The sequence below is a fragment of the Streptosporangium canum genome, from assembly GCF_900113865.1.
GTDB lineage: Bacteria > Actinomycetota > Actinomycetes > Streptosporangiales > Streptosporangiaceae > Streptosporangium > Streptosporangium canum.
On the sequence record NZ_FOQY01000019.1, the window covers coordinates 1 to 18797 of the forward strand.

The 18797-nt window shown below is 72.6% G+C and carries 20 protein-coding genes; 14 read left to right on the forward strand and 6 right to left on the reverse strand.

Features of this window, described 5'->3' with window-relative positions:
* Together BM085_RS25330 and BM085_RS25335 are read left to right on the forward strand one after the other, a co-directional pair.
* Positions 1 to 1109, forward strand: a 1109-nt coding sequence (locus BM085_RS25330) for a sensor histidine kinase (protein WP_245789678.1), incomplete at its 5' end; no start/stop codon positions are given.
* Entirely contained in the window at positions 1106 to 1774 is a 669-nt protein-coding gene (locus tag BM085_RS25335) for a response regulator (protein ID WP_093889418.1), read from the forward strand. The genes BM085_RS25330 and BM085_RS25335, both read left to right, overlap by 4 nt.
* Here the strand turns inward: BM085_RS25335 and BM085_RS25340 are convergent.
* The 3 genes from BM085_RS25340 to BM085_RS25350 all read right to left on the reverse strand — a co-directional run bounded on the left by BM085_RS25340 (position 1756) and on the right by BM085_RS25350 (position 4781).
* Positions 1756 to 2502 carry a 4'-phosphopantetheinyl transferase family protein gene (locus BM085_RS25340; RefSeq protein ID WP_245789680.1) on the reverse strand — a complete coding sequence of 249 codons (747 nt, stop codon included), beginning with the start codon at positions 2500 to 2502 and terminating at the stop codon, positions 1756 to 1758. The two genes, BM085_RS25335 and BM085_RS25340, sit on opposite strands and share 19 nt — an antisense overlap.
* The gene (locus tag BM085_RS25345) at positions 2499 to 3338 is read right to left on the reverse strand and encodes a metallophosphoesterase family protein (protein WP_093889419.1); all 840 of its coding nucleotides are present in this window, start codon (positions 3336 to 3338) and stop codon (positions 2499 to 2501) included. Before BM085_RS25345 ends, BM085_RS25340 begins: the two co-directional genes overlap by 4 nt.
* A 423-nt stretch (positions 3339 to 3761) precedes the next feature.
* A complete protein-coding gene (locus BM085_RS25350; protein WP_245789682.1) occupies positions 3762 to 4781 on the reverse strand; it encodes a LacI family DNA-binding transcriptional regulator in 1020 nt (339 codons plus the stop codon).
* Between the two features lie 64 nt (positions 4782 to 4845).
* On the opposite strand from BM085_RS25350, the gene BM085_RS25355 reads away from it, so the two are divergent.
* Positions 4846 to 6072 carry an MFS transporter gene (locus BM085_RS25355; protein ID WP_093889421.1) on the forward strand — a complete coding sequence of 409 codons (1227 nt, stop codon included), beginning with the start codon at positions 4846 to 4848 and terminating at the stop codon, positions 6070 to 6072.
* 9 nt (positions 6073 to 6081) lie between these two features.
* Here the strand turns inward: BM085_RS25355 and BM085_RS25360 are convergent, their stop codons facing one another.
* The 3 genes from BM085_RS25360 to hypF form a co-directional block, all read right to left on the reverse strand.
* Positions 6082 to 6681, reverse strand: coding sequence for a dihydrofolate reductase family protein (locus BM085_RS25360; RefSeq protein ID WP_093889422.1), 600 nt, complete (start codon positions 6679 to 6681; stop codon positions 6082 to 6084).
* Entirely contained in the window at positions 6678 to 7550 is an 873-nt protein-coding gene (locus tag BM085_RS25365; RefSeq protein ID WP_093889423.1) for a metalloregulator ArsR/SmtB family transcription factor, read from the reverse strand. Before BM085_RS25365 ends, BM085_RS25360 begins: the two co-directional genes overlap by 4 nt.
* A 102-nt stretch (positions 7551 to 7652) precedes the next feature.
* Positions 7653 to 10031: a carbamoyltransferase HypF gene (hypF, locus tag BM085_RS25370; RefSeq protein ID WP_093889424.1), complete on the reverse strand. Its 2379-nt coding sequence runs from the start codon at positions 10029 to 10031 to the stop codon at positions 7653 to 7655.
* Positions 10032 to 10199: 168 nt separating this feature from the next.
* On the opposite strand from hypF, the gene BM085_RS25375 reads away from it, so the two are divergent.
* From BM085_RS25375 to BM085_RS47480, 11 genes are all read left to right on the forward strand, one after another.
* A complete protein-coding gene (locus tag BM085_RS25375) occupies positions 10200 to 10844 on the forward strand; it encodes a D-sedoheptulose-7-phosphate isomerase (protein ID WP_093889425.1) in 645 nt (214 codons plus the stop codon).
* On the forward strand, positions 10841 to 11074 hold the full coding sequence (locus tag BM085_RS25380) for a HypC/HybG/HupF family hydrogenase formation chaperone (protein WP_093889426.1): 234 nt from the start codon (positions 10841 to 10843) through the stop codon (positions 11072 to 11074). The genes BM085_RS25375 and BM085_RS25380 overlap by 4 nt, the downstream gene beginning before the upstream one ends.
* A complete protein-coding gene (locus BM085_RS25385) occupies positions 11061 to 11738 on the forward strand; it encodes a D-sedoheptulose-7-phosphate isomerase (protein ID WP_093889427.1) in 678 nt (225 codons plus the stop codon). The genes BM085_RS25380 and BM085_RS25385 overlap by 14 nt, the downstream gene beginning before the upstream one ends.
* Before the next feature lie 158 nt (positions 11739 to 11896).
* On the forward strand, positions 11897 to 12973 hold the full coding sequence (locus BM085_RS25390; RefSeq protein ID WP_093889428.1) for an NADH-quinone oxidoreductase subunit B family protein: 1077 nt from the start codon (positions 11897 to 11899) through the stop codon (positions 12971 to 12973).
* Between the two features lie 7 nt (positions 12974 to 12980).
* On the forward strand, positions 12981 to 14789 hold the full coding sequence (locus BM085_RS25395; RefSeq protein WP_093889429.1) for a nickel-dependent hydrogenase large subunit: 1809 nt from the start codon (positions 12981 to 12983) through the stop codon (positions 14787 to 14789).
* A 67-nt stretch (positions 14790 to 14856) separates the two neighbouring features.
* Positions 14857 to 15417, forward strand: coding sequence for a NifU family protein (locus tag BM085_RS25400; RefSeq protein ID WP_177245259.1), 561 nt, complete (start codon positions 14857 to 14859; stop codon positions 15415 to 15417).
* Complete coding sequence (locus tag BM085_RS25405) at positions 15414 to 16160, forward strand: DUF5947 family protein (protein ID WP_218158818.1); 747 nt, start codon at positions 15414 to 15416, stop codon at positions 16158 to 16160. The genes BM085_RS25400 and BM085_RS25405 overlap by 4 nt, the downstream gene beginning before the upstream one ends.
* Positions 16150 to 16785 carry a DUF6084 family protein gene (locus BM085_RS25410; RefSeq protein WP_031169318.1) on the forward strand — a complete coding sequence of 212 codons (636 nt, stop codon included), beginning with the start codon at positions 16150 to 16152 and terminating at the stop codon, positions 16783 to 16785. Before BM085_RS25405 ends, BM085_RS25410 begins: the two co-directional genes overlap by 11 nt.
* Positions 16782 to 18128: a hypothetical protein gene (locus BM085_RS25415; RefSeq protein ID WP_093889431.1), complete on the forward strand. Its 1347-nt coding sequence runs from the start codon at positions 16782 to 16784 to the stop codon at positions 18126 to 18128. Before BM085_RS25410 ends, BM085_RS25415 begins: the two co-directional genes overlap by 4 nt.
* Positions 18125 to 18628, forward strand: coding sequence for a hydrogenase maturation protease (locus BM085_RS25420; protein WP_093889432.1), 504 nt, complete (start codon positions 18125 to 18127; stop codon positions 18626 to 18628). The genes BM085_RS25415 and BM085_RS25420 overlap by 4 nt, the downstream gene beginning before the upstream one ends.
* Positions 18622 to 18726 (forward strand): DUF6893 family small protein, encoded by a 105-nt coding sequence (locus BM085_RS47480; RefSeq protein ID WP_386443556.1) that lies wholly within the window; start codon positions 18622 to 18624, stop codon positions 18724 to 18726. Before BM085_RS25420 ends, BM085_RS47480 begins: the two co-directional genes overlap by 7 nt.
* The last annotated feature ends 71 nt before the right edge of the window (positions 18727 to 18797 follow it).

Below are 18797 nucleotides of genomic sequence, written 5' to 3' on the forward strand. Positions count from 1 at the left end.
TGGCGGCCCGCCGTACCAGGGAGGCCGCGCGGGCGGGCGCGGACGCCGAGGTGCTGTCCACCCTGGCCGGCCACGTGCTGCGCGGCGAGTCGGCGCTGCCGTCCCTGCTGGCGCGGCTGCGCGAGACCTTCACCCTGACCTCGGTCACGCTGCTGGAACGGATCGGCGAGCCGGCTCCGGACGACCAGTCGGACCCCGAGGCGTGGCGGATCGCGGCGACCTCCGGAGGGCCGCCCTGCACCTGCCCGGCAGCCGCCGACGCCGACGTGGTGATCGACGAGCGACTGGTGCTCGCGGTACGGGGCAGGCTGCTGGAGGCCTCCGACCGGCGCGTGCTGGAGGCGTTCGCCGCCGAGGCGGCCGTGGCGCTGCGCCAGGAGCGCCTGCGCCGGGAGGCCGACCTCGCCGGGCCGCTGGCCGAGACCGACAGGATGCGCACCGCCCTGCTCGCCGCCGTCAGCCACGACCTGCGCACCCCGCTGGCCTCGGCCAGACTCGCCGTGGAGAGCCTGCGCGGCACCGAGATCGAATGGAGCGCCGAGGACCGCGAGGAACTGCTGGCCACCGCCGACGAATCCCTGCTCAAACTCGACCGGCTGGTCGCCAACCTGCTCGACATGAGCCGCCTGCAGGCCGGCGTGCTCGGCCTGACCCTGCAACCGGTCGCGCTCGAAGAGGTCATCCCGCGCTCGATCGACGACCTCGGCCCGCTCCGCGACCGCGTCGAGGGCGAGGTGTCGGTGGACCTCCCCGAGGTCGTCGCCGACTCCGCGCTGCTGGAACGGATCCTGGTCAACGTCATGTCCAACGCCGTGCGCTACAGCCCGGCCGGCAAGAAGGTCCTCATCACCGCGAGCCGGCACGGCGACCACGTCGAGATCCGCGTCGTCGACCGCGGCCCCGGCATCCCCGCCGAGGCGCACGACCGCGTCTTCCTGCCCTTCCAGCGGCTCGGCGACCGCGACAACCACACCGGGGTCGGCCTCGGCCTGGCGCTGTCCCGGGGGCTCGCCGAGGCCATGGGCGGCACCCTCACACCCGACGAGACGCCAGGGGGAGGCCTCACCATGGTCCTTGCGCTGCCCACTTCCTCAGGGGCGCGGGCATGACGCGCGTCCTCGTCGTCGACGACGAACCGCAGATCCTGCGCGCCCTGCGCATCAACCTCCTCGCCCGGCACTACGAGGTCGCGGTGGCCCCGGACGGGGGCTCGGCCCTGCGGCAGGCCGCGGACTGGCACCCCGACCTGGTCGTCCTCGACCTGGGGCTGCCCGACATCGACGGTGTGGACGTGATCCACGGGCTGCGCGGCTGGACCGCCGTACCGATCATCGTGCTCTCCGGGCGGGCCGGGAACCAGGACAAGGTCGAGGCCCTGGACGCGGGCGCCGACGACTACGTCACCAAGCCGTTCAACATCGAGGAGCTCCTGGCCCGCATGCGGGCCGTGACCCGCCGCACGACCGTCCAGGACGCCGAGCCCGCCCGGATCGAGATCGGCGGCCACACGGTGGACCTGGCCGACAAGACGATCTCCGGAGGCGTGCGGCTGACCCCCACCGAGTGGCGCATGCTCGAGCTCCTGCTGCGCAATCCGGGCAAGCTGATCAGCCAGCGGCAGATGCTCACCGAGGTCTGGGACAGCAAGCACACCACGGAGACCAACTACCTGCGCCAGTACATGGCCCAGCTCCGCCGCAAGCTCGAACCCGACCCCGCACGCCCGGTCCACCTGCTCACCGAACCGGGCATGGGCTACCGGTTCCAGCCCTGACCCCGCGGCGGTGCCCCACCGGGCGGGAGATCCCCGAGGACGTCGCGGACCTGTCCGAGGACATCCTGTGGAGCGTCCGCGGGGCGCTGTTCGAACGGCAGGGTGACGGCGGTGGACACCAGGCCGTCGGCGACGATCCAGCGTCCGGTGAAGCCGGTCAGCCGCCGCCCGGCGACCTGCGGGCCGGGGACGAGGAGGCGGGCGGTGAAGACTCCGGAGGGGGCGAGGGTGATGTGCGCCTCGTCGAAGCCGAGCCAGCGCCGGGCCAGCGGGAACCAGGCCTTGTAGACGCTCTCCTTGGCGCTGAACAGCAGCCTGTCCCAGTGGATCCGGTCGCCGAGCCGTTCCAGCGCGGCCCGTTCCTCGTCCAGGGCGATGGTCTGCAGCACTCCCTCGGGGAGCCGCTCGTGGGGTTCGGCGTCGATGCCGAGGGTGACGGCTTCCCGGGAGACGGCCGCGGCCCGGTATCCGGCGCAGTGGGTGATGGCGCCCATCACCCCGTCGGGCCACCGCGGGGCGCCGTGCTCGTCGGGCAGGATCGGCGCCGGAGGCAGTCCGAGGCGGGCCAGGGCCTGGCGGGCGCAGTGACGGGCGGTGGTGAACTCGCGCCGCCGCTTGTCCACGGCGCCGGCGACGACGGTCTCCTCCTCGGGGAACAGCGCGGCGTCCGGCGGGTCGCGGAAGGCCTCCACGGCGGCGACCCAGGGCGGCAGGATCTTCTCGATCACGGGACGGGCTGCGGGGCGGGCAGGATCCGGCGCGGACGGCCGGGCGGGGTGGCGCGGGGCCGCCATTCGCGGGGGTAGCCCAGCGAGACCTCCTCGAAGCGCACGCCGTCGTGCCAGGTGGTGCGGGGAATGTGCAGGTGACCGTAGACGACCGCCTGGGCGTCGAACCGTACGTGCCAGTCGGCGGTCTGCTCGGTGCCGCACCAGATCGCGAACTCCTGGTGCCGCATGACCAGGGTCGGCTGGCGGACCAGCGGGTAGTGGTTGACGAGCACGGTGGGCATGCCCGGGGTGCGGGCGGCCAGGCGGCGCTCGGTCTCGGCGACCCTGGCGGAGCACCAGGCGGGGCGGGAGGGGTAGGGGTCGGGATGCAGGAACATCTCGTCGGTGCAGACCACGCCCTTCTCGTAGGCGAGGGCGAGGGCCTCCTCCGCCGACGCGACGCCGGGCACGCGGAAGGTGTAGTCGTACAGCACGAACAGCGGGGCGACGGTGACCGGCCCACCCGGTCCGTCCCACACCGGGTAGGGATCCTCGGGGGTCACCACCCCGAGGTCGCCGCAGACCTTCACCAGGTGGCGGTAGCGTTCCTCGCCACGTAGCTGGACCGGATCGCTGGGGTGGGTCCACAGCTCGTGGTTGCCCGGCACCCACACCACCTTGGCGAAGCGGTCGGCGAGCAGGCGCAGCGCCCACTCGACGTCGGCGACCTTCTCGGAGACGTCACCCGCCACCAGCAGCCAGTCGGAGGCGGAGGCGGGCCGCAACTCCTCGACGATGCGCCGGTTCTCCCGGTAGCCGATGTGCAGATCACTGATGGCCAGCAGCGACGTCATGCGCGGACCGCCCGCGGCGATCCGGTGGCCGCCCCGGCCGGCGCGGCCTCCGAGCCGGGTACGGCGGGCATCCGGGCCAAGGCGGCCTCCGGGCCCGGTACGGCGGGCATCCCGGGACGAAGGGACGGGACTCCGGACGGCGTGACCCCTCCTGCCGGGGGGAGACGGACCGCCTGGACGTCGTTCCGCGGTGATGCGGGCAGGCGCCGGATCCAGGAACGGGCTGCCGTCAAGGTCGTTCTCCTTCGATCAGGCCAGAGGGGATGCCGCCGTGCCGTCCCGACTTCGGGGGCGGGGCCAGTTTCTTGCCATGGGGGGATGTTTGTCCAGGATCTGAGGGATCGATGGCGGTACTTCCGCTGTCGGCGTGCGGAAAGGGACCGGGCGGCTTTTCCCACGACGAACACGACAGCCTCTCCGGCCTCACTCCCCCCGGGTGGAGTCGCGCAGGATCAGCCGCCAGTCGACCGGCCCATCGTCCGCCTCCTCGCCGAGGGCCAGCCGGGCGCATCGGGCGCCCTGATCGCGCAGGGACTGCGCGATGGTCGTCAGGCCGGCGGCGGCGGCCGCGTCGGTGTCGTCCCAGCCGGTGACGGCGAGGTCGCCGGGCACGGCCAGTCCCAGGCGGCCGGCCGCCCGCATCAGGCCCAGCGCGAGTTCGTCGCTCATCGCGGCGACGGCGTCCGGGACGTGCGGGCCGGTGAGCAGCCCGGCGGCGAGGCGTTCGGCCTCGCGGGCGGTGTTCCTGGAGCACACGGCCACGCGCACCTGCGACCACCGGCCGCCGCTCTCCGTCCACGCGTCGCGGAATCCCCGCAGGCGCTGGCGGGTCACCCGGAAGCTCGCCCCGGCCGGATCCAGTGCCCGATGCACGCCGGTGGCCCGCGTACGGTCGAGGGGGAAGCTGAGCACCATCGGCCGGCGGGCGCCGGCGAAGGCCGCCGCGGCCACCGCGCGGGCCGCCGCGCGGTCGTCGACCGCCACGAACGACAGGTCGTCGCGGCGCGGGCCGCCGTGCACGACGGCGGGAAGGCCGGTGGCGGCGACCGCGTCCACCACGGGGTCGTCATCGGAGGTGGTCCACACCACGAAACCGTCCACGGCGGCCTCGGCCACCCGGCCGGCGTCCCCCGCGGAGCCGGTGACGGGCACGATCGTGAGCCCCAGGCCGTGGTCGGCGCACACTTCGGCGATCCCGGCCAGGAAGCGGGCCGCCTGGGGGTCCTCGAAGGCGTAGGTCAGGTGCTCACCGAGGATCACTCCCAGGCTGCCGGCACGGCCGCGCCGCAGCGAGCGCGCCCCCGGATGGGGGCCGGGATATCCCAGCCGCTCGGCGGCCTCCCGGACCCTGGCCCGTGTCTGCTCCGAGACCCGTTCCGGCTGGGCGTAGGTGTAGGAGACGGTCATCACCGACACCTCTGCCGCCCGGGCCACCTCCGCCATCGTCGGACGCCGGCGCGACGCAGCTCTTGTCATCCCTCACCATAGCCTGTGTATCGTTACACACATGTCTCTCCAGCCGGGCGGAACGCGGGTCAGGACGGCCTACTGCGGCTTCGCCGTCTTCGGAGCCTTCTGGGGGGTGTGGGGCGCGTCCGTCCCCGCGATCCGGGAGCAGGCCGGTCTCACCGACGGGGAGCTGGGCACGGCGCTGCTGTTCGTCGGCGCCGGGGCGCTGCCGGCGATGCTGACCGCCGGACGGGCCGTCGACCGGTGGGGCCACCGCCTGACCGCGCTCCTGCTCGTCCTGCTCGGCGCCGTCGGCGTCACGGTGGCCGTCGTCGCCCGGGACCTCCCGAGCCTGTCCGCCGGCCTGGCACTGCTCGGCGCGGCGTCGGGCGCCGCGGACGTGGCCGTCAACGCCGCCGCGGGCTCGGCCGAGCGCGCCGCCGGCCGGCCGGTCATCACCAGGGCGCACGGCTTCTTCTCCGCCGCCGTGGTGGTGGCCAGCCTCGCCACCGGCCTGCTCGGCGGTGTCGCGGCGCCCGTCGTGGTGCCGTTCGCGCTGGTCGCGGTAGCCGCCGCCGGAGCGGGACTGCTCATCGCCGCCGACGCCCGCGGCCACTCGGCACCCCTCGGCGGGCGCGGCGCGGCGCCGGGTCCCGGCCCCGGCGGCCGGTCGGTCCTGCGGGCGTATCTGCCGCTCCTGCTGGTCGCCGGAGTGCTGGGCGCGCTCGCCTTCGCCGTGGAGAACGCCCACCAGAGCTGGAGCGCGGTCTACATGGCCGACATGCTGGGCGCCGATCCCGTGCTCGCCGCCGCGGGGCCCGCGGTCTTCGCCGCGGTCGTCGCGCTCACCCGGTTCGCCGCCGGCTCCCTGGGATCCGGCCACGCCACGACCGTCCTGATCCTCGGCGCGGCCACGGCGGCCGGTGGGACGGTCCTGCTCGCCTCCGCCTCGTCCGTCCCGCCGGCGCTGGCCGGGCTCGCCCTGGCCGCCGCCGGCACCGCCGTACTGTTCCCGACCCTGCTCGGCCTGGTCACCGCCGACGTCCCGGACTCCGCCCGAGGCGCGGCCACCTCGGTCATGACCACCGTGGCCTACCTGGGCTTCCTCGCCGGGCCGGTGTACGTGGGGTACTGGGCCCAGGCCGCCGGGCTGCCGGGTGCCATGCTGGCCGTGTCCGTGCTCGCGGGAGCGCTGGCCCTGCTGACCTTGCCGGCTCTCCGCGCCGCCGTCGCCACCGCTGACCGCCGCCGGCGGCAACGGTCGCCGGACAGCCGAGTGCGCTGATCGGCCGGTTCAGCGGACCCGGTCGTAGACCATGGCGATCTCGCCCAGCTCGCCGGTCTCCTGGTGGGTGAGCGTCCACTTCGAAGCCGGCAGGCCGTCGTCGAACAGTCGCCGCCCGCCCCCGGCGATCTCGGGGAAGATCATGAGATGCAGCCGGTCGAGCAGGTCCGCCGACAGGAGCGCCTTGATGACGCTCGCGCTGCTGTTGACGAGGATGTCGCCCGCACCGGTTGCCCTGAGTTCGGTGACGACGTCCGCGGCGGGGGCGTTCACCACGCGGGTGCGTTCCCACGGCGCTTCGGTCAAGGTGGTCGAGAAGACCACCTTCTCGGTGTCGACCAGCCATTTCGCGTATCCGCGATCACGCGGATCGGCGTCGTCGTCTTCGGCGACCGACGGCCAGTACCCCATGAATCCCTCGGCGTTGATCCGGCCGAGCAGCGCCGTAGTGGCGCCCTCCCAGATGCCGGTCATGTGGTTTCGCGCGACCTCGCTGGTCACATACGGGGCAAACGCCCCGAAATCGCTGGGCCCGCCGGGACCGTTGTAACGCCCGTCGAGAGTGAGGCTCAGGTTCGCGGTCACCCTGCGGCCGGTCGAGTCGGTCATTTCGTGCTCCTTGTAGTGGTGCTGTCGGTGTCGTCGGTGTCGTCGGTGTCGTGCGGGTCCGCGGCGAGGATCGCCGTGAGCTTGTCGAGGCTCTGGCCGAAGCCGATCTCGATGCCCGCGACGAAGTCCGCGGAGTCGACGGTGCTGTCGGTGATCCGCCAGCGGGCGTCGAGGTCGGTGCCGGTGTCGGCGGGCCGCAGGGTGAGGTCGAGGTGGGCGGTGAAGGCGAGGCCGCCGCCGGGAAGCAGCGGGGAGAGCCGGTAGGCGAGGCGCTCACCGGGGCGTACGTCGTCGACGACGCCCTCCGCGCGCCCGGCGACCAGGTCGGAGCCGTCGGCGTCCTCGGCATCGCGGTACTCGTGGACGATCCGCCCGCCCGGCCGCGCCTCGAAGAGGAGCTCGGAGACGCGGAGGTCGTCGGGCGTCCACCATCGGGCGAGCAGGGCGGTCTCGGTCAGGTGGCGCCAGACCAGCTCGGGGCGCGCCGTCAGCGACCGCAGGAACCGGAACGAGCGGCCGTCGGCCCACCCCGGCTCCTCCGCGGCGAGCCGCTCCGCGTGGAGGCTGTGCCCGTAGCGGTCGTAGGTCTCGCGCGGGCCGCCGGCCTGGTCCGCGGTGTCGGCGAGCCGGGCGAGGGCGGCCGCCAGGTCCCGCAGGGGAGGGGAGCAGAGCGCGTAGATGCGGCGCTGGCCGGCGCGCTGGGAGGTGACGACGCCGGCGCGCTCAAGGGTCTGCAGATGCTTGGTCGTCTGCGGCTGGCGCGCCCCGGTGAGCTGGGCGAGGACGCCGACCGGGCGGGGCCGCTCGGCCAGCAGGTTCACGAGCCGCCAGCGGGCCGGGTCGGCCAGTGCGGTGAGGAGTGCGTCCATGGAGGCGAGTATTCCCCATAGAGAATATTCGTGTCAAGGAATATCTGTGGATCGATAGAGCGGTGCCGGGCCGTAGGCCAGGAATCACGGTCGCGATGCTCGTCAGCCCTCGAGATCGCGCGCGGCGGCCACGGCGGCCTGGCCGAGACTGACGCCCCCGTCGTTGGGCGGGACGCGATGGTGGGTCAGCACCCGGAAATCCAGGAGCCGGAGCGCCTGGACGAGCCTGTCGAGCAGCAGCCGGTTCTGGAAGACGCCGCCGGACAGGGCGACCGTGCCGATGCCGGTGGACGCGCGGAGCCGCGCGCAGCTCGCGGCGGTGGCGGCGGCGAGCCCGTTGTGGAAGCGGGCGGAGATGACCGCCGGGTCGGTCCCGCCGCGCAGGTCCTCCACGACGGCCCGGATGAGGTCGCCGGTCCGGATCGTCAGCAGCCCTCCCGCGAGGTCGCCCTCGCCCTCGCCCTCGCCCTCGCCCTCGCGCTCGCCCTCGTCGCCGCCGAGCCGGACCGGATAGCCGGACTCCTCGGCGGGATCGGCCCGCTGTTCGAGCGCGATCGCGGCCTGCCCCTCGTAGGTGACGGTGTCGCGGAGGCCGAGGATCGCCGCGACGGCGTCGAACAGCCGCCCGGCGCTGGAGGTGAGGGGGGAGTTCACGCCGGATCTGGCCACGGCCACCACGTCGTCCCAGTCCCGGTGGCGGGAGCTCACCCGGAGATCGCCGGGTGGCGTGCCGCCGTAGGCCGCGTCCAGATGCGCGGCGGCCATCCGCCAGGGCTGCCGGATCGCCGCCGTGCCGCCGGGCAGCGGCACCGGCGTCAGGCATCCGGCGCGGGTGAAGCCGGTGAGGTCGGCCACGAGGAGCTCGCCGCCCCACAGGGTGCCGTCGGCGCCGTAGCCGAGGCCGTCGAAGGCCACCCCGATGACGGGGCCGGCCTCCTGGTTGTCGGCCAGGCAGGAGGCGATGTGCGCGTGGTGGTGCTGGACCCCGACCAGGTCGACCCCGTCCAGGTCGCAGGCGTATTTGGTGGACAGGTACTCCGGGTGCAGGTCGTGCGCGACGACGCGGGGCGTGATGTCGAACAGCCGCCGGAAATGGTCGATCCCCTCGCTGAAGGAGCGCAGCGTCTCGTAGTTCTCCAGGTCGCCGATGTGGTGGGAGACGAAGGCGCGTCCTCCCTCGGCGAGGCAGAAGGTGTTCTTCAGCTCCGCGCCGCACGCCAGCACCGCCCGCCGTACGGGACGGGGGAGCCGGAGGGGCTCGGGGGCGTATCCCCGCGATCTCCGCAGCGGGAGCTCGCGCCCCCCTGCCGCGAGGACCACCGAGTCGTCGGTGCGGACGTGGATCGGGCGGTCGTGGGTGAGGAAGCGGTCGGCGATGCCGGCGAGCCGGGTGAACGCGTCCCAGTCCCGGTAGGCGATGGGCTCGTCGGAGAGGTTCCCGCTGGTCAGGACGTACGGCCGGGCGATCTCGCGGGCGAGCAGGTGGTGCATGGGCGTATAGGGCAGCATGACGCCGAGGCGGCGGTCGTCCGGCGCCACGGCCCGGGCCAGCGGAGCGCCGGGGCGGCGGGGCAGCAGCACGATCGGCCGCCGGGGGCCGGTGAGCAGCCGCTCGGCCACGGGATCCAGTTCGCACAGCGTGCGCGCGGCGTCGAGGTCGGCGACCATGACGGCGAACGGCCTGTCCTCGCGGTGCTTGCGCGACCGCAGGGTCCGTACGGCGGCCTCGTCGGTGGCGTCGGCCGCCAGGTGGTAGCCGCCGAGGCCCTTGACGGCCAGGACGCCGCCCGACCGCACCACCTCGGCCGCGAGCCGGATCGGATCGCGAGCGGCGCCGCCGTCACTCCCGGCGGCGCCGGGACGGTGGGTGCGGCCGTCGGCGCCGAGCAGTCGCAGTGCCGGACCGCAGGCCGGGCAGCAGATCGGCTGGGCGTGGAACCTGCGGTCGTGCGGATCGAGGTACTCGGCCGTGCACTCCTCGCACATGGCGAACCCGGCCATCGTCGTGGCCGGCCGGTCGTAGGGGACGTCCCGGATGACGGTGAACCTCGGCCCGCAGTTGGTGCAGTTGATGAAGGGGTGGCGGTAACGGCGGTCGGCGGGGTCGGACAGCTCGGCCAGGCAGTCCGCGCACGTCGCGACATCGGGCGAGATCAGCGCCGCCCGCGCGCCCCCCTCCCTGCTGCCGGCGATGACGAAACCGCTGTCACCCAGGGCGGGCACGGCGGTGACGGTGACGCGGTGGATCACCGCCAGCGGCGGCGCGTGACCCCCTAGCTCCTCCTGGAAGCGCGTGAGGCTCTCCCGCGTCCCCTCGGCCTCGATGAACACGCCCTCGCTGTCGTTGCCCACCCACCCCGACAGGGCCAGCCGCCGGGCCAGGGAGTGGACGTGGGGGCGGAAACCCACCCCCTGCACGATCCCTTCGACCCGGATGCTGACCCGTGTCCGGGGCTCGGCCCGCGCCGCTCCGGTGCTCATGCGGCCATCTTGCCCGCGCCCCCGGCCGGCGACGGCGGGCGCGCGCGGTCCCGGGGGAGAAGGTTGCGCCCATGATCAGACCTTTACTCCGGTTTGTAGCGGCGAAGGTGTCGAGTATATGAACACTCACCGTAATCTGACGACTACCGTAAATAACGGAGCGTCCACATGTCAGTGACATCGACCATGCAAGTAGCCGTCAGCGAAGCCTTCGCCCGGCGTGACCGCGCCGCCCGCGCCCTCGTGGAGGACTCCGGGCGCATCGCGCGGGCCTGCCAGGACATGGCGGTCCGCTTCCGCCACGGCGGAAAGCTGATCGTCTTCGGCAACGGCGGCGGCGGCACGGACGCTGCCCACATCGCGGTCGAGTTCATGCACCCGGTCCTCGTGGGCAAGAGGGCCCTTCCGGCGATCGCGCTGAGCAACGACGCCGCGACGGTCAGCGGGGTGGGCAACCGCGAGGGCCTCGCCGAGACCTTCGCCCACCAGGTCCACCGCTGGGCGGACCCGGCCGACATGGCGCTGGGGATCTCCCGTGACGGCCGCTGCGAGAACGTCCTGCGGGGCCTGGAGATGGCCAAGGCCCTGGGCCTGTTCACCTTCGCTCTGACGGGCGGCGACGGAGGCCCCCTCGCGCGGAGCCCGGCGGCCGACCACGTGCTGACCGTCGCCTCGGACGATCCCGCCGTGGTCAAGGAGATCCACGTCACCGCCTACCACGTGCTGTGGGAGCTGGTGCATGTCTTCTACGAGCAGCCCGGCCCGCCCGGCGCCGGGACTCCCGGAGGGACGAGCGGGGAGGCGGCCCGATGAGCGGGCCCGCGGACTGCCCGGCCGGCGTGTGCGTCACCTGCTCCGACCAGGCCGTGCCGATGACGGTGCTCCGGCTGGTCGAGCCGGACCTGGCGATGGCCGGCACCGGCGGTGTGGCCGAGGAGGTGAGCGTGGCACTGGTCGACGCGGCGGTGGGCGACACCGTCCTCGTGCACGCCAAGGAGGCCATCGCCGTGATCGCGAAGGGAGGCGGCGATGGGCAGGCTTGAGGAACCGCCGGCCAAGGGGGTGCGGGAGCTGTACCCCTTCCTCTACGAGGGCCGGGCCGACCTCGAATCCGTGCTGGCGGAGGCGTGCCGCTCCACCGAGGAGAAGGCCGCCGAGATCGTACGGCTGCGCTGGCAGGTGGCCGAGGCGTCCGCCGACGCGCTCATGGAGTGCGCGGGGGAGATGGCTCTGCGGTTCGCCTCGGGCGGGCGGCTGTTCGCCTTCGGCAACGGCGGCAGCAGCACCGACGCCCAGGAGGTGGCGACCGCCTTCCTCCATCCGCCCTGCGGCCTGTCCCTGCCGGCCCTGTCCCTGACCAGCGACGTCGCCGTGGTCACCGCGCTCTCCAACGACGTGGGGTTCGACGTCGTCTTCGCGCGTCAGCTCGCGGCGCTGGGACGGCACGGTGACATCGCCGTCGGCCTGTCGACGAGCGGGGGCTCCACCAACGTCGTGCGCGCCTTCGAGGAGGCGACGCGCAGGGGCATGCTCACCATCGGCCTGGCCGGGGACGAGGGAGGCAGGCTGGCCGAACTCGACCTGCTCGACTACCTGTTCGTCATCCCGTCGTCGTCGGTGCACCGGATCCAGGAGGCCCAGACGACGGTCTACCACGTGCTGTGGGAGCTCACCCAGCACGCGCTCGGCGCGGTGCCCGCCCCGTAGGCCCGCGGAGCCGGGCGACCGGCCGCGGCTCTCCCCCGGAGACCCAGGAGACCAGGAGACCAGGAGACCCCGGAGAAGGGACGCGTCATGACCCGTACCGCACATGCCCCCCGCACCGACCACGACCTATCGCCATCGACGAGGAGCGGGGAGGCGGCATGACAGCGCCGACGGAGTCCGCGGGCAGCGGGCCGCAGCAGCAGGAAGAGCCGGTCGTCCACATTCTCTGGATCAACGCGGGGCTGAGCTGCGACGGGGACTCCGTCGCGCTGACCGCGGCGACGCAGCCGAGCATCGAGGAGATCGTGCTGGGGGCGCTGCCGGGGCTGCCCAAGGTGGCGGTGCACTGGCCGCTGATCGACTTCGAGTCCGGGCCGATGCAGGGCGCGGACGTGTTCATCGAGTGGTTCTTCAAGGCCGACCGGGGAGAGCTGGATCCGTTCGTGCTGGTGGTGGAGGGCTCGATCCCGAACGAGTCGATCAAGCAGGAGGGCTACTGGTGCGGGTTCGGCAACAACCCGGCGACCGGTCAGCCGATGACCACCAGCGAGTGGCTGGATCGCCTGGCGCCCAAGGCGACGGCGGTGCTGGCGGCCGGCACGTGCGCGACCTACGGCGGGATCCACGCGATGGCGGGCAACCCGACCGGGGCGATGGGGGTGGCCGACTACCTGGGCTGGGACTGGCGCTCGAAGGCGGGGCTGCCGATCGTGAACGTGCCGGGCTGCCCGATCCAGCCGGACAACCTGTCGGAGACGATCCTGTATCTGCTCTACCAGGTGTCCGGGCAGGCGCCGATGATCCCGCTGGACGAGGCGTTGCGGCCGACGTGGCTGTTCGGCCAGACGGTGCACGAGGGCTGTGACCGGGCCGGCTACTACGAGCAGGGGCAGTTCGCGACCGAGTACGGCTCGCCGACGTGCCTGGTGAAGATCGGCTGCTGGGGTCCGGTGGTCAAGTGCAACGTGCCCAAGCGGGGCTGGATGAACGGGATCGGCGGCTGTCCGAACGTGGGCGGGATCTGTATCGCGTGCACGATGCCCGGCTTCCCGGACAAGTTCATGCCGTTCATGGACGAGCCGCCGGGGGCGCGGGTGTCCTCGACCGTCAGCGGCGCCTACGGCAGCGTGATCCGCACCCTGCGCAGCATCACCCTCAAAACGGTCGATAAAGAGCCGAAGTGGCGCAAGAAGGGCCGCGAGCTGCTCACCGGTTACAAGGCGTCCTGGAGCTGAGCTGAAAATGAAGACCTCACCGAGAGCGGGGCAGAGCGGCCCGCAGGACCAGCCACGCGAGCTGGTCGAGATGTCCTGGGACCCCATCACGCGCATCGTGGGGAGCCTGGGCATCTACTGCAAGGTCGACTTCAAGAACCGGGAGGTGGCCGAGTGTTACAGCACCTCGTCGATCTTCCGTGGCTACAGCATCTTCATGAAGGGCAAGGATCCGCGCGACGCGCACTTCATCACCAGCCGGATCTGCGGGATCTGCGGGGACAACCACGCCACCTGCTCGGTCTACGCCCAGAACATGGCCTACGGCGCCCGCCCGCCTGCCCTGGGGGAGTGGATCCTCAACTGCGGAGAGGCCGCCGAATACATGTTCGACCACAACATCTACCAGGAGAACCTGGTCGGGGTCGACTACTGCGAGAAGATGGTGCGCGAGACCAACCCCGGCGTGCTGGCCAGGGCCGAGCGGACCGAGGCCCCGCACGCGGCCGACCACGGCTACAAGACCATCGCCGACATCATGCGCTCCCTCAACCCGCTCGAAGGCGAGTTCTACCGCGAGGCGCTGGCGGTGAGCCGTACCACCAGGGAGATGTTCTGCCTGATGGAGGGGCGGCACGTGCACCCCTCCACCCTCTACCCCGGCGGGGTGGGCACGGTCGCGACGGTGCAGCTGTTCACCGACTACCTCAGCCGGCTGATGCGCTACGTGGAGTTCATGAAGCGGGTCGTGCCCATGCACGACGACCTGTTCGACTTCTTCTACGACGCGCTGCCCGGCTACGAGGAGGTCGGCCGCAGGCGCGTGCTGCTGGGCTGCTGGGGCAGCTTCCAGGATCCGGAGCACTGCGACTTCACCTACGAGAACATGGCCTCCTGGGGTAAGCGGATGTTCGTCAGCCCGGGGGTGATCGTCGACGGCAGACTCGTCACCGACGACCTGGTCGACATCAACCTCGGCATCCGGATCCTGCTGGGCAGCTCCTACTACGACGACTGGCAGGGGCAGGAGCCGTTCGTCACCCATGACCCGCTGGGCAACCCGGTCGACATGCGCCACCCGTGGAACCAGCACACCATCCCGCGCCCGCAGAAGCGCGACTTCACCGACAAGTACAGCTGGGTGATGTCGCCGCGCTGGTTCGATGGCAAGGACATGCTGGCGCTGGACACCGGCGGCGGCCCGATCGCGCGCCTGTGGTCGACCGCGCTGTCGGGGAAGGTCGACATCGGCTACGTCAGGGCGACCGGGCACAGCGTGCAGATCAACCTGCCGAAGACGGCGACCAAGCCGGAGAAGACGTTCGAGTGGAAGATCCCCGAGCGCAACGGCGAGCTGATGTCCAACGCGCTGGAACGCAACCGGGCCCGCACCTACTTCCAGGCCTACGCGGCGGCGTGCGCGCTGCACTTCGCCGAACAGGGCCTGGCCGAGGTGCGCGCGGGACGGACCCAGACCTGGACGCCGTTCACGGTGCCGGAGGAGGCGATCAGCTGCGGGTTCACCGAGGCGGTGCGGGGCGTGCTGTCGCACCACATGGTGATCAGGAACGGCAAGATCGCCAACTATCATCCGTACCCGCCCACGCCCTGGAACGCCAGCGTCCGCGACGTCAACGGGGTGCCGGGGCCGTACGAGGACGCGGTGCAGAACACCCCGATCTTCGAGGAGAACTCCCCGGAGAACTTCAAGGGCATCGACATCATGCGCGCCGTGCGCAGCTTCGACCCCTGCCTGCCGTGCGGGGTCCACATGTATCTCGGTGACGGCAAGGAACTACGCAAGCTGCACACCCCCCATGCCGCCGGCACCCTGTGATCAATCGGCCGCCGGGGAGCCGTCCGCTCCCCGGCGGGAGGACGTGAGGAAAGGTGGCGCGGGCACGATGCCGCAAGCCCATGACGTTCAGGCGGCCGGAGGCCGCGTCGAGGCGCTGATCGCCGAACTCGCCACGCTCAGCGACCCCGGGACACGTGCCAAGGCCGAGGAGCTCGTCCGCGTGCTGGTCGAGCTGTACGGCGCGGGCCTGGAACGCGTCGTCGAGATCGTCACCGACGCCGAGGCGGCGGAGGTGCTCCACCGCCTGGCCACCGACGACCTCGTCTCGGGCCTGCTCGTGCTGCACGACCTGCATCCCCTGAGCACGGCCGAGCGCGTCCGCGCCGCCCTCGACGCCGTCCGGCCCCACCTCGGGCTGCACGAGGGCGGGGTCGAGCTGCTCGGCGTGGATGAGGCCGGGGTCGTACGGCTGCGCCTGCAGGGCGCCAGCCGGGGCTGCCCCTCCTCGCAGCTCGCCGTCATCTCCGCCGTCGAACGCGCCGTCCTCCAGGCCGCGCCGGAGGTGGCCGGGGTGGACGTCGAGAGGCCGGCCGACGACCGGGCGCCGCTGCTGCAGATCCAGCGCCGCCCGCCCGGCCCGTGCCCGGTGCCGGAGAAGGTCCCGTGACGGCCGCCGCCGGCCTGCGCCGGTTCCGCGAGCCCCGCGAGCCCGGAGTGGCGCGGTGCGAGATGTGCGCGGAGCCGGCCGGCGAGGAGCACGGCCACGTGGTCAACATCGAAAGCCGGGCGCTGCTGTGCGCCTGCCGTGCCTGCCACCTGCTGTTCACCCATGACGCGGGCACCCGCAGGCGCTACCGCGCGGTGCCGGAGCGCTACCTCTACGCCCCGTCGTTCAGGCTGGCCGCGGCCGACTGGGAGGAGCTGCAGATCCCGGTCCGCACGGCGTTCTTCTTCCGCAACTCCGCGCTCGACCAGATCGTCGCCTTCTACCCGAGTCCCGCGGGGGCGACCGAGTCCCTCCTCCCCCTGGAGACCTGGGAGCGCGTCATGGCGGACAACCCGATGCTGGCCGACATCCGGCCGGACGTCGAGGCGCTCCTGGTGGACCGCCGCCCGGAGGGCGGCCCGGTGTGTCATCTGGTGCCGATCGCCGCCTGCTACGAGCTCGTCGGCCTGGTACGGCTGCACTGGAAGGGCTTCGACGGCGGCCGGGAGGCGTGGGAGGCCATCGACGGCTTCTTCGCCGAGCTGCGCCGGCGCAGCCGCGCCGTGCCGTCCGCGGAGCCCGCGGGGATCGCGGGAGCCGACGGACCCGGAAGGCCCGCGACCCCCGGAGGGCCCGCCGGCCCCGGAGGGTTCGCGGCACCCGAGGGGCTCGCAGGACCAGGAGGAGAAGACGATGCTCGATGAGCTCCGGTTCGCCTGCCTGGGCGCGCGGGCGGAACCGCACGCGGCCTTCCCGACGCTGGTCTTCCGGCTGCGGGTCACCGAGCCGTCCTCCGACGGGGTGCACGCCATCGCACTGCGGTGCCAGATCCGGGTGGAGCCGCACCTCAGACGGTACGTGCCGGCCGAGGTGGAACTGCTCGACGACCTCTTCGGCGACCCCTCCCGGTGGGGCGACACGCTCAAGCCCCTGCAGTTCGCCAACGTCTCGATCACGGTCCCCGCGTTCCGCGGGACCACCGAGATCGACCTGCCCGTGCCCTGCAGCTACGACCTGGAGGTGGCCGCGGGCAAATACTTCGCCGCGCTCGACGAGGGCGAGGTCCCGCTGCTCATGCTCTTCAGCGGCACCGTGTTCGCCAGGGCGGACAACGGTTTCACCGTGGGGCAGGTGCCCTGGCACTGCGAGGCGCGCCACCGGCTGCCGGTGGCCGTCTGGCAGGAGCTGATGAACCGCTACTTCCCGGAGACCGGATGGCTGCGGCTGCGCCGCGACACCCTGCGGGCCCTGCACCGCTTCAAGGCCGAACGCGCCCTGGCGACATGGGACGAGGCCGTGGAACTACTACTCAAGGAGACGCTGGGGTGAGCGTGCCGATGGAGATCGCCCGGAGGGTGGCCGACGCGGTGCTGTACGAGGGCTACCTGCTCTACCCCTACCGGGCCTCGGCGGCCAAGAACCGGCTGCGCTGGCAGTTCGGGGTGCTCGTGCCCCCGGGATTCACCGCCACCGCCGAGCCCTCCGCCAGCGTGACCGAATGTCTCCTCGAACGGGCCGACGACGCCGTGGTACGCCTGCGCCTGCGATTCCTGCACGTCAGGACCCGCAGCGTCGAGCAGGCCGAGGGCGGCGGTTACCGGCCGGTGGCCGAACTGACGAGCGGCGAGCGGACCTACCTCACCTTCGAGGAGGCGACCGAACGCGAGGTCGAGGCCGTCCTGCCCATCTCCGCCCTCCTGGACGCCGAGCAGACGGTCGAGGTGCGCGTCCCCGGAGACCGCTCGGCCGAGCTGATCCTCGCGCCGACCGGCGAACGGGAGGGCCGCGTCGTCTCCGAGCACCTGCCGCTGCACGCCGTGCTCAGGGCCGGGGCCGAGCGGGTGCCGGGGCCGTACGGCCTCGTCAGGCTGCGCGTCCGAGTGGAGAACACCGCCGGCTGGGCCGGGCCGGAAACGGCGCGCGAGCAGGCACTGCGGCGCTCGCTGATCTCGGCGCACCTGCTCATCGGGGTGACCGGAGGCGCCTTCGTCTCCCTGCTCGACCCGCCGGAGTGGGCCCGGCCGATGGCGCAGGACTGCCGCAACGAGCACACCTGGCCGGTGCTCGTCGGCGAGCCCGGACACCGTGACGTGGTGCTGTCGTCGCCGATCATCCTGTACGACTATCCGGACATCGCCCCGGAGAGCCCGGGTGACCTGTTCGACTCGACCGAGATCGACGAGATACTCCACCTGCGCACGCTTACCCTCACCGACGAGGAGACGCGGCAGGCGCGGGCGACCGATCCCCGGGCGGCGCAGCTCATCGACATGGTCGGTGACATGCCGCCCGAACTGGTGGAGCGGCTGCACGGCGTGATCCGCTACCTCGACGCGCCCGCGCGGGAGGCCGGCACGCCCTGGTGGGATCCGGCGGCCGACTCCTGCGTGTCCCCGGAGACCGACAGCGTGACCGTCTCCGGCGTGGAGATCGCCAAGGGCAGCCGGGTCCGGCTGGTCCCCGGCAGGCGCCGCGCCGACGCCCACGACATGTTCCTGGCCGGCAGGACCGCCCGGGTGGAGGCCGTTCTCCTCGACCTCGACGGGGCGCGGCACCTGGCCGTCACCCTGGACGATGACCTGGGCGCCGACCTGCACCGCTCCCACGGGCGTTTCCTCTACTTCGCCCCGGACGAGGTCGAGCCGCTCGGGGACGGGGAGGCCATCGCATGAGGATTCTCCTCGCGGGGGTCGGGAACGTCTTCCTCGGCGACGACGGCTTCGGCGTCACGGTGGCCAGGCGCCTGGCGGAGACCGACCTCCCCGACGGGGTCAAGGTCACCGACTTCGGCATCCGCGGCGTCCACCTCGCCTACGAACTCACCGGCGGCGGCTACGACGCCACGATCCTGATCGACGCCGCCTCGCGCGACGGCCCGCCCGGCACGCTGTACGTGCTGGAGCCGTCGCCGGGCGAGTGCCCGGGGTCCTTCGTCGACGCCCACGCCATGACGCCCGAATCGGTGCTGGCACTGGCGGGCACACTCGGCGGCGCGACCGGACGGGTCCTGCTCGTCGGCTGCGAACCCGCCGACCTCTCACCCGGCATGGAGCTGAGCCCGCCGGTGGCGGACGCCGTCGGCAGGGCGGTGGAACTGGTCCTGGAGCTGGTCGGGCAACAGATCGCGATGGCGTGCGCCAGCGCGGGTCATCAGGAGGAACGGACATGCTGAGACGTCTGGTCACCGGAGCGCTTCTCGTCGGGGTGGCGGTGATCGTCTACCAGTCGATCCCCGACATCAAGCGCTACCTGCGGATCAGGAGGATGTGACGGCCCCGGCGCCGGACATCTCGTCGCGGGTCGCGGCGCGCGTCCCGGTGGGCCCCAAGGAAGAGATCCAG

What these genes read in the sequence shown, in the direction of transcription:
- BM085_RS25395 (WP_093889429.1), top strand. Translation starts at nt 12,981, where the DNA reads ATGAAGACCTCACCGAGAGCGGGGCAGAGCGGCCCGCAGGACCAGCCA.
- BM085_RS25420 (WP_093889432.1), top strand. Translation starts at nt 18,125, where the DNA reads ATGAGGATTCTCCTCGCGGGGGTCGGGAACGTCTTCCTCGGCGACGAC.
- BM085_RS25380 (WP_093889426.1), top strand. Translation starts at nt 10,841, where the DNA reads ATGAGCGGGCCCGCGGACTGCCCGGCCGGCGTGTGCGTCACCTGCTCC.
- BM085_RS25390 (WP_093889428.1), top strand. Translation starts at nt 11,897, where the DNA reads ATGACAGCGCCGACGGAGTCCGCGGGCAGCGGGCCGCAGCAGCAGGAA.
- BM085_RS25410 (WP_031169318.1), top strand. Translation starts at nt 16,150, where the DNA reads ATGCTCGATGAGCTCCGGTTCGCCTGCCTGGGCGCGCGGGCGGAACCG.
- BM085_RS25345 (WP_093889419.1), bottom strand. Translation starts at nt 3,338, where the DNA reads ATGACGTCGCTGCTGGCCATCAGTGATCTGCACATCGGCTACCGGGAG.
- BM085_RS25335 (WP_093889418.1), top strand. Translation starts at nt 1,106, where the DNA reads ATGACGCGCGTCCTCGTCGTCGACGACGAACCGCAGATCCTGCGCGCC.
- BM085_RS25360 (WP_093889422.1), bottom strand. Translation starts at nt 6,681, where the DNA reads ATGACCGACTCGACCGGCCGCAGGGTGACCGCGAACCTGAGCCTCACT.
- BM085_RS25385 (WP_093889427.1), top strand. Translation starts at nt 11,061, where the DNA reads ATGGGCAGGCTTGAGGAACCGCCGGCCAAGGGGGTGCGGGAGCTGTAC.
- BM085_RS25375 (WP_093889425.1), top strand. Translation starts at nt 10,200, where the DNA reads ATGTCAGTGACATCGACCATGCAAGTAGCCGTCAGCGAAGCCTTCGCC.
- BM085_RS25400 (WP_177245259.1), top strand. Translation starts at nt 14,857, where the DNA reads ATGCCGCAAGCCCATGACGTTCAGGCGGCCGGAGGCCGCGTCGAGGCG.
- BM085_RS25355 (WP_093889421.1), top strand. Translation starts at nt 4,846, where the DNA reads ATGTCTCTCCAGCCGGGCGGAACGCGGGTCAGGACGGCCTACTGCGGC.
- hypF (WP_093889424.1), bottom strand. Translation starts at nt 10,031, where the DNA reads ATGAGCACCGGAGCGGCGCGGGCCGAGCCCCGGACACGGGTCAGCATC.
- BM085_RS25350 (WP_245789682.1), bottom strand. Translation starts at nt 4,781, where the DNA reads ATGGCGGAGGTGGCCCGGGCGGCAGAGGTGTCGGTGATGACCGTCTCC.
- BM085_RS25365 (WP_093889423.1), bottom strand. Translation starts at nt 7,550, where the DNA reads ATGGACGCACTCCTCACCGCACTGGCCGACCCGGCCCGCTGGCGGCTC.
- BM085_RS47480 (WP_386443556.1), top strand. Translation starts at nt 18,622, where the DNA reads ATGCTGAGACGTCTGGTCACCGGAGCGCTTCTCGTCGGGGTGGCGGTG.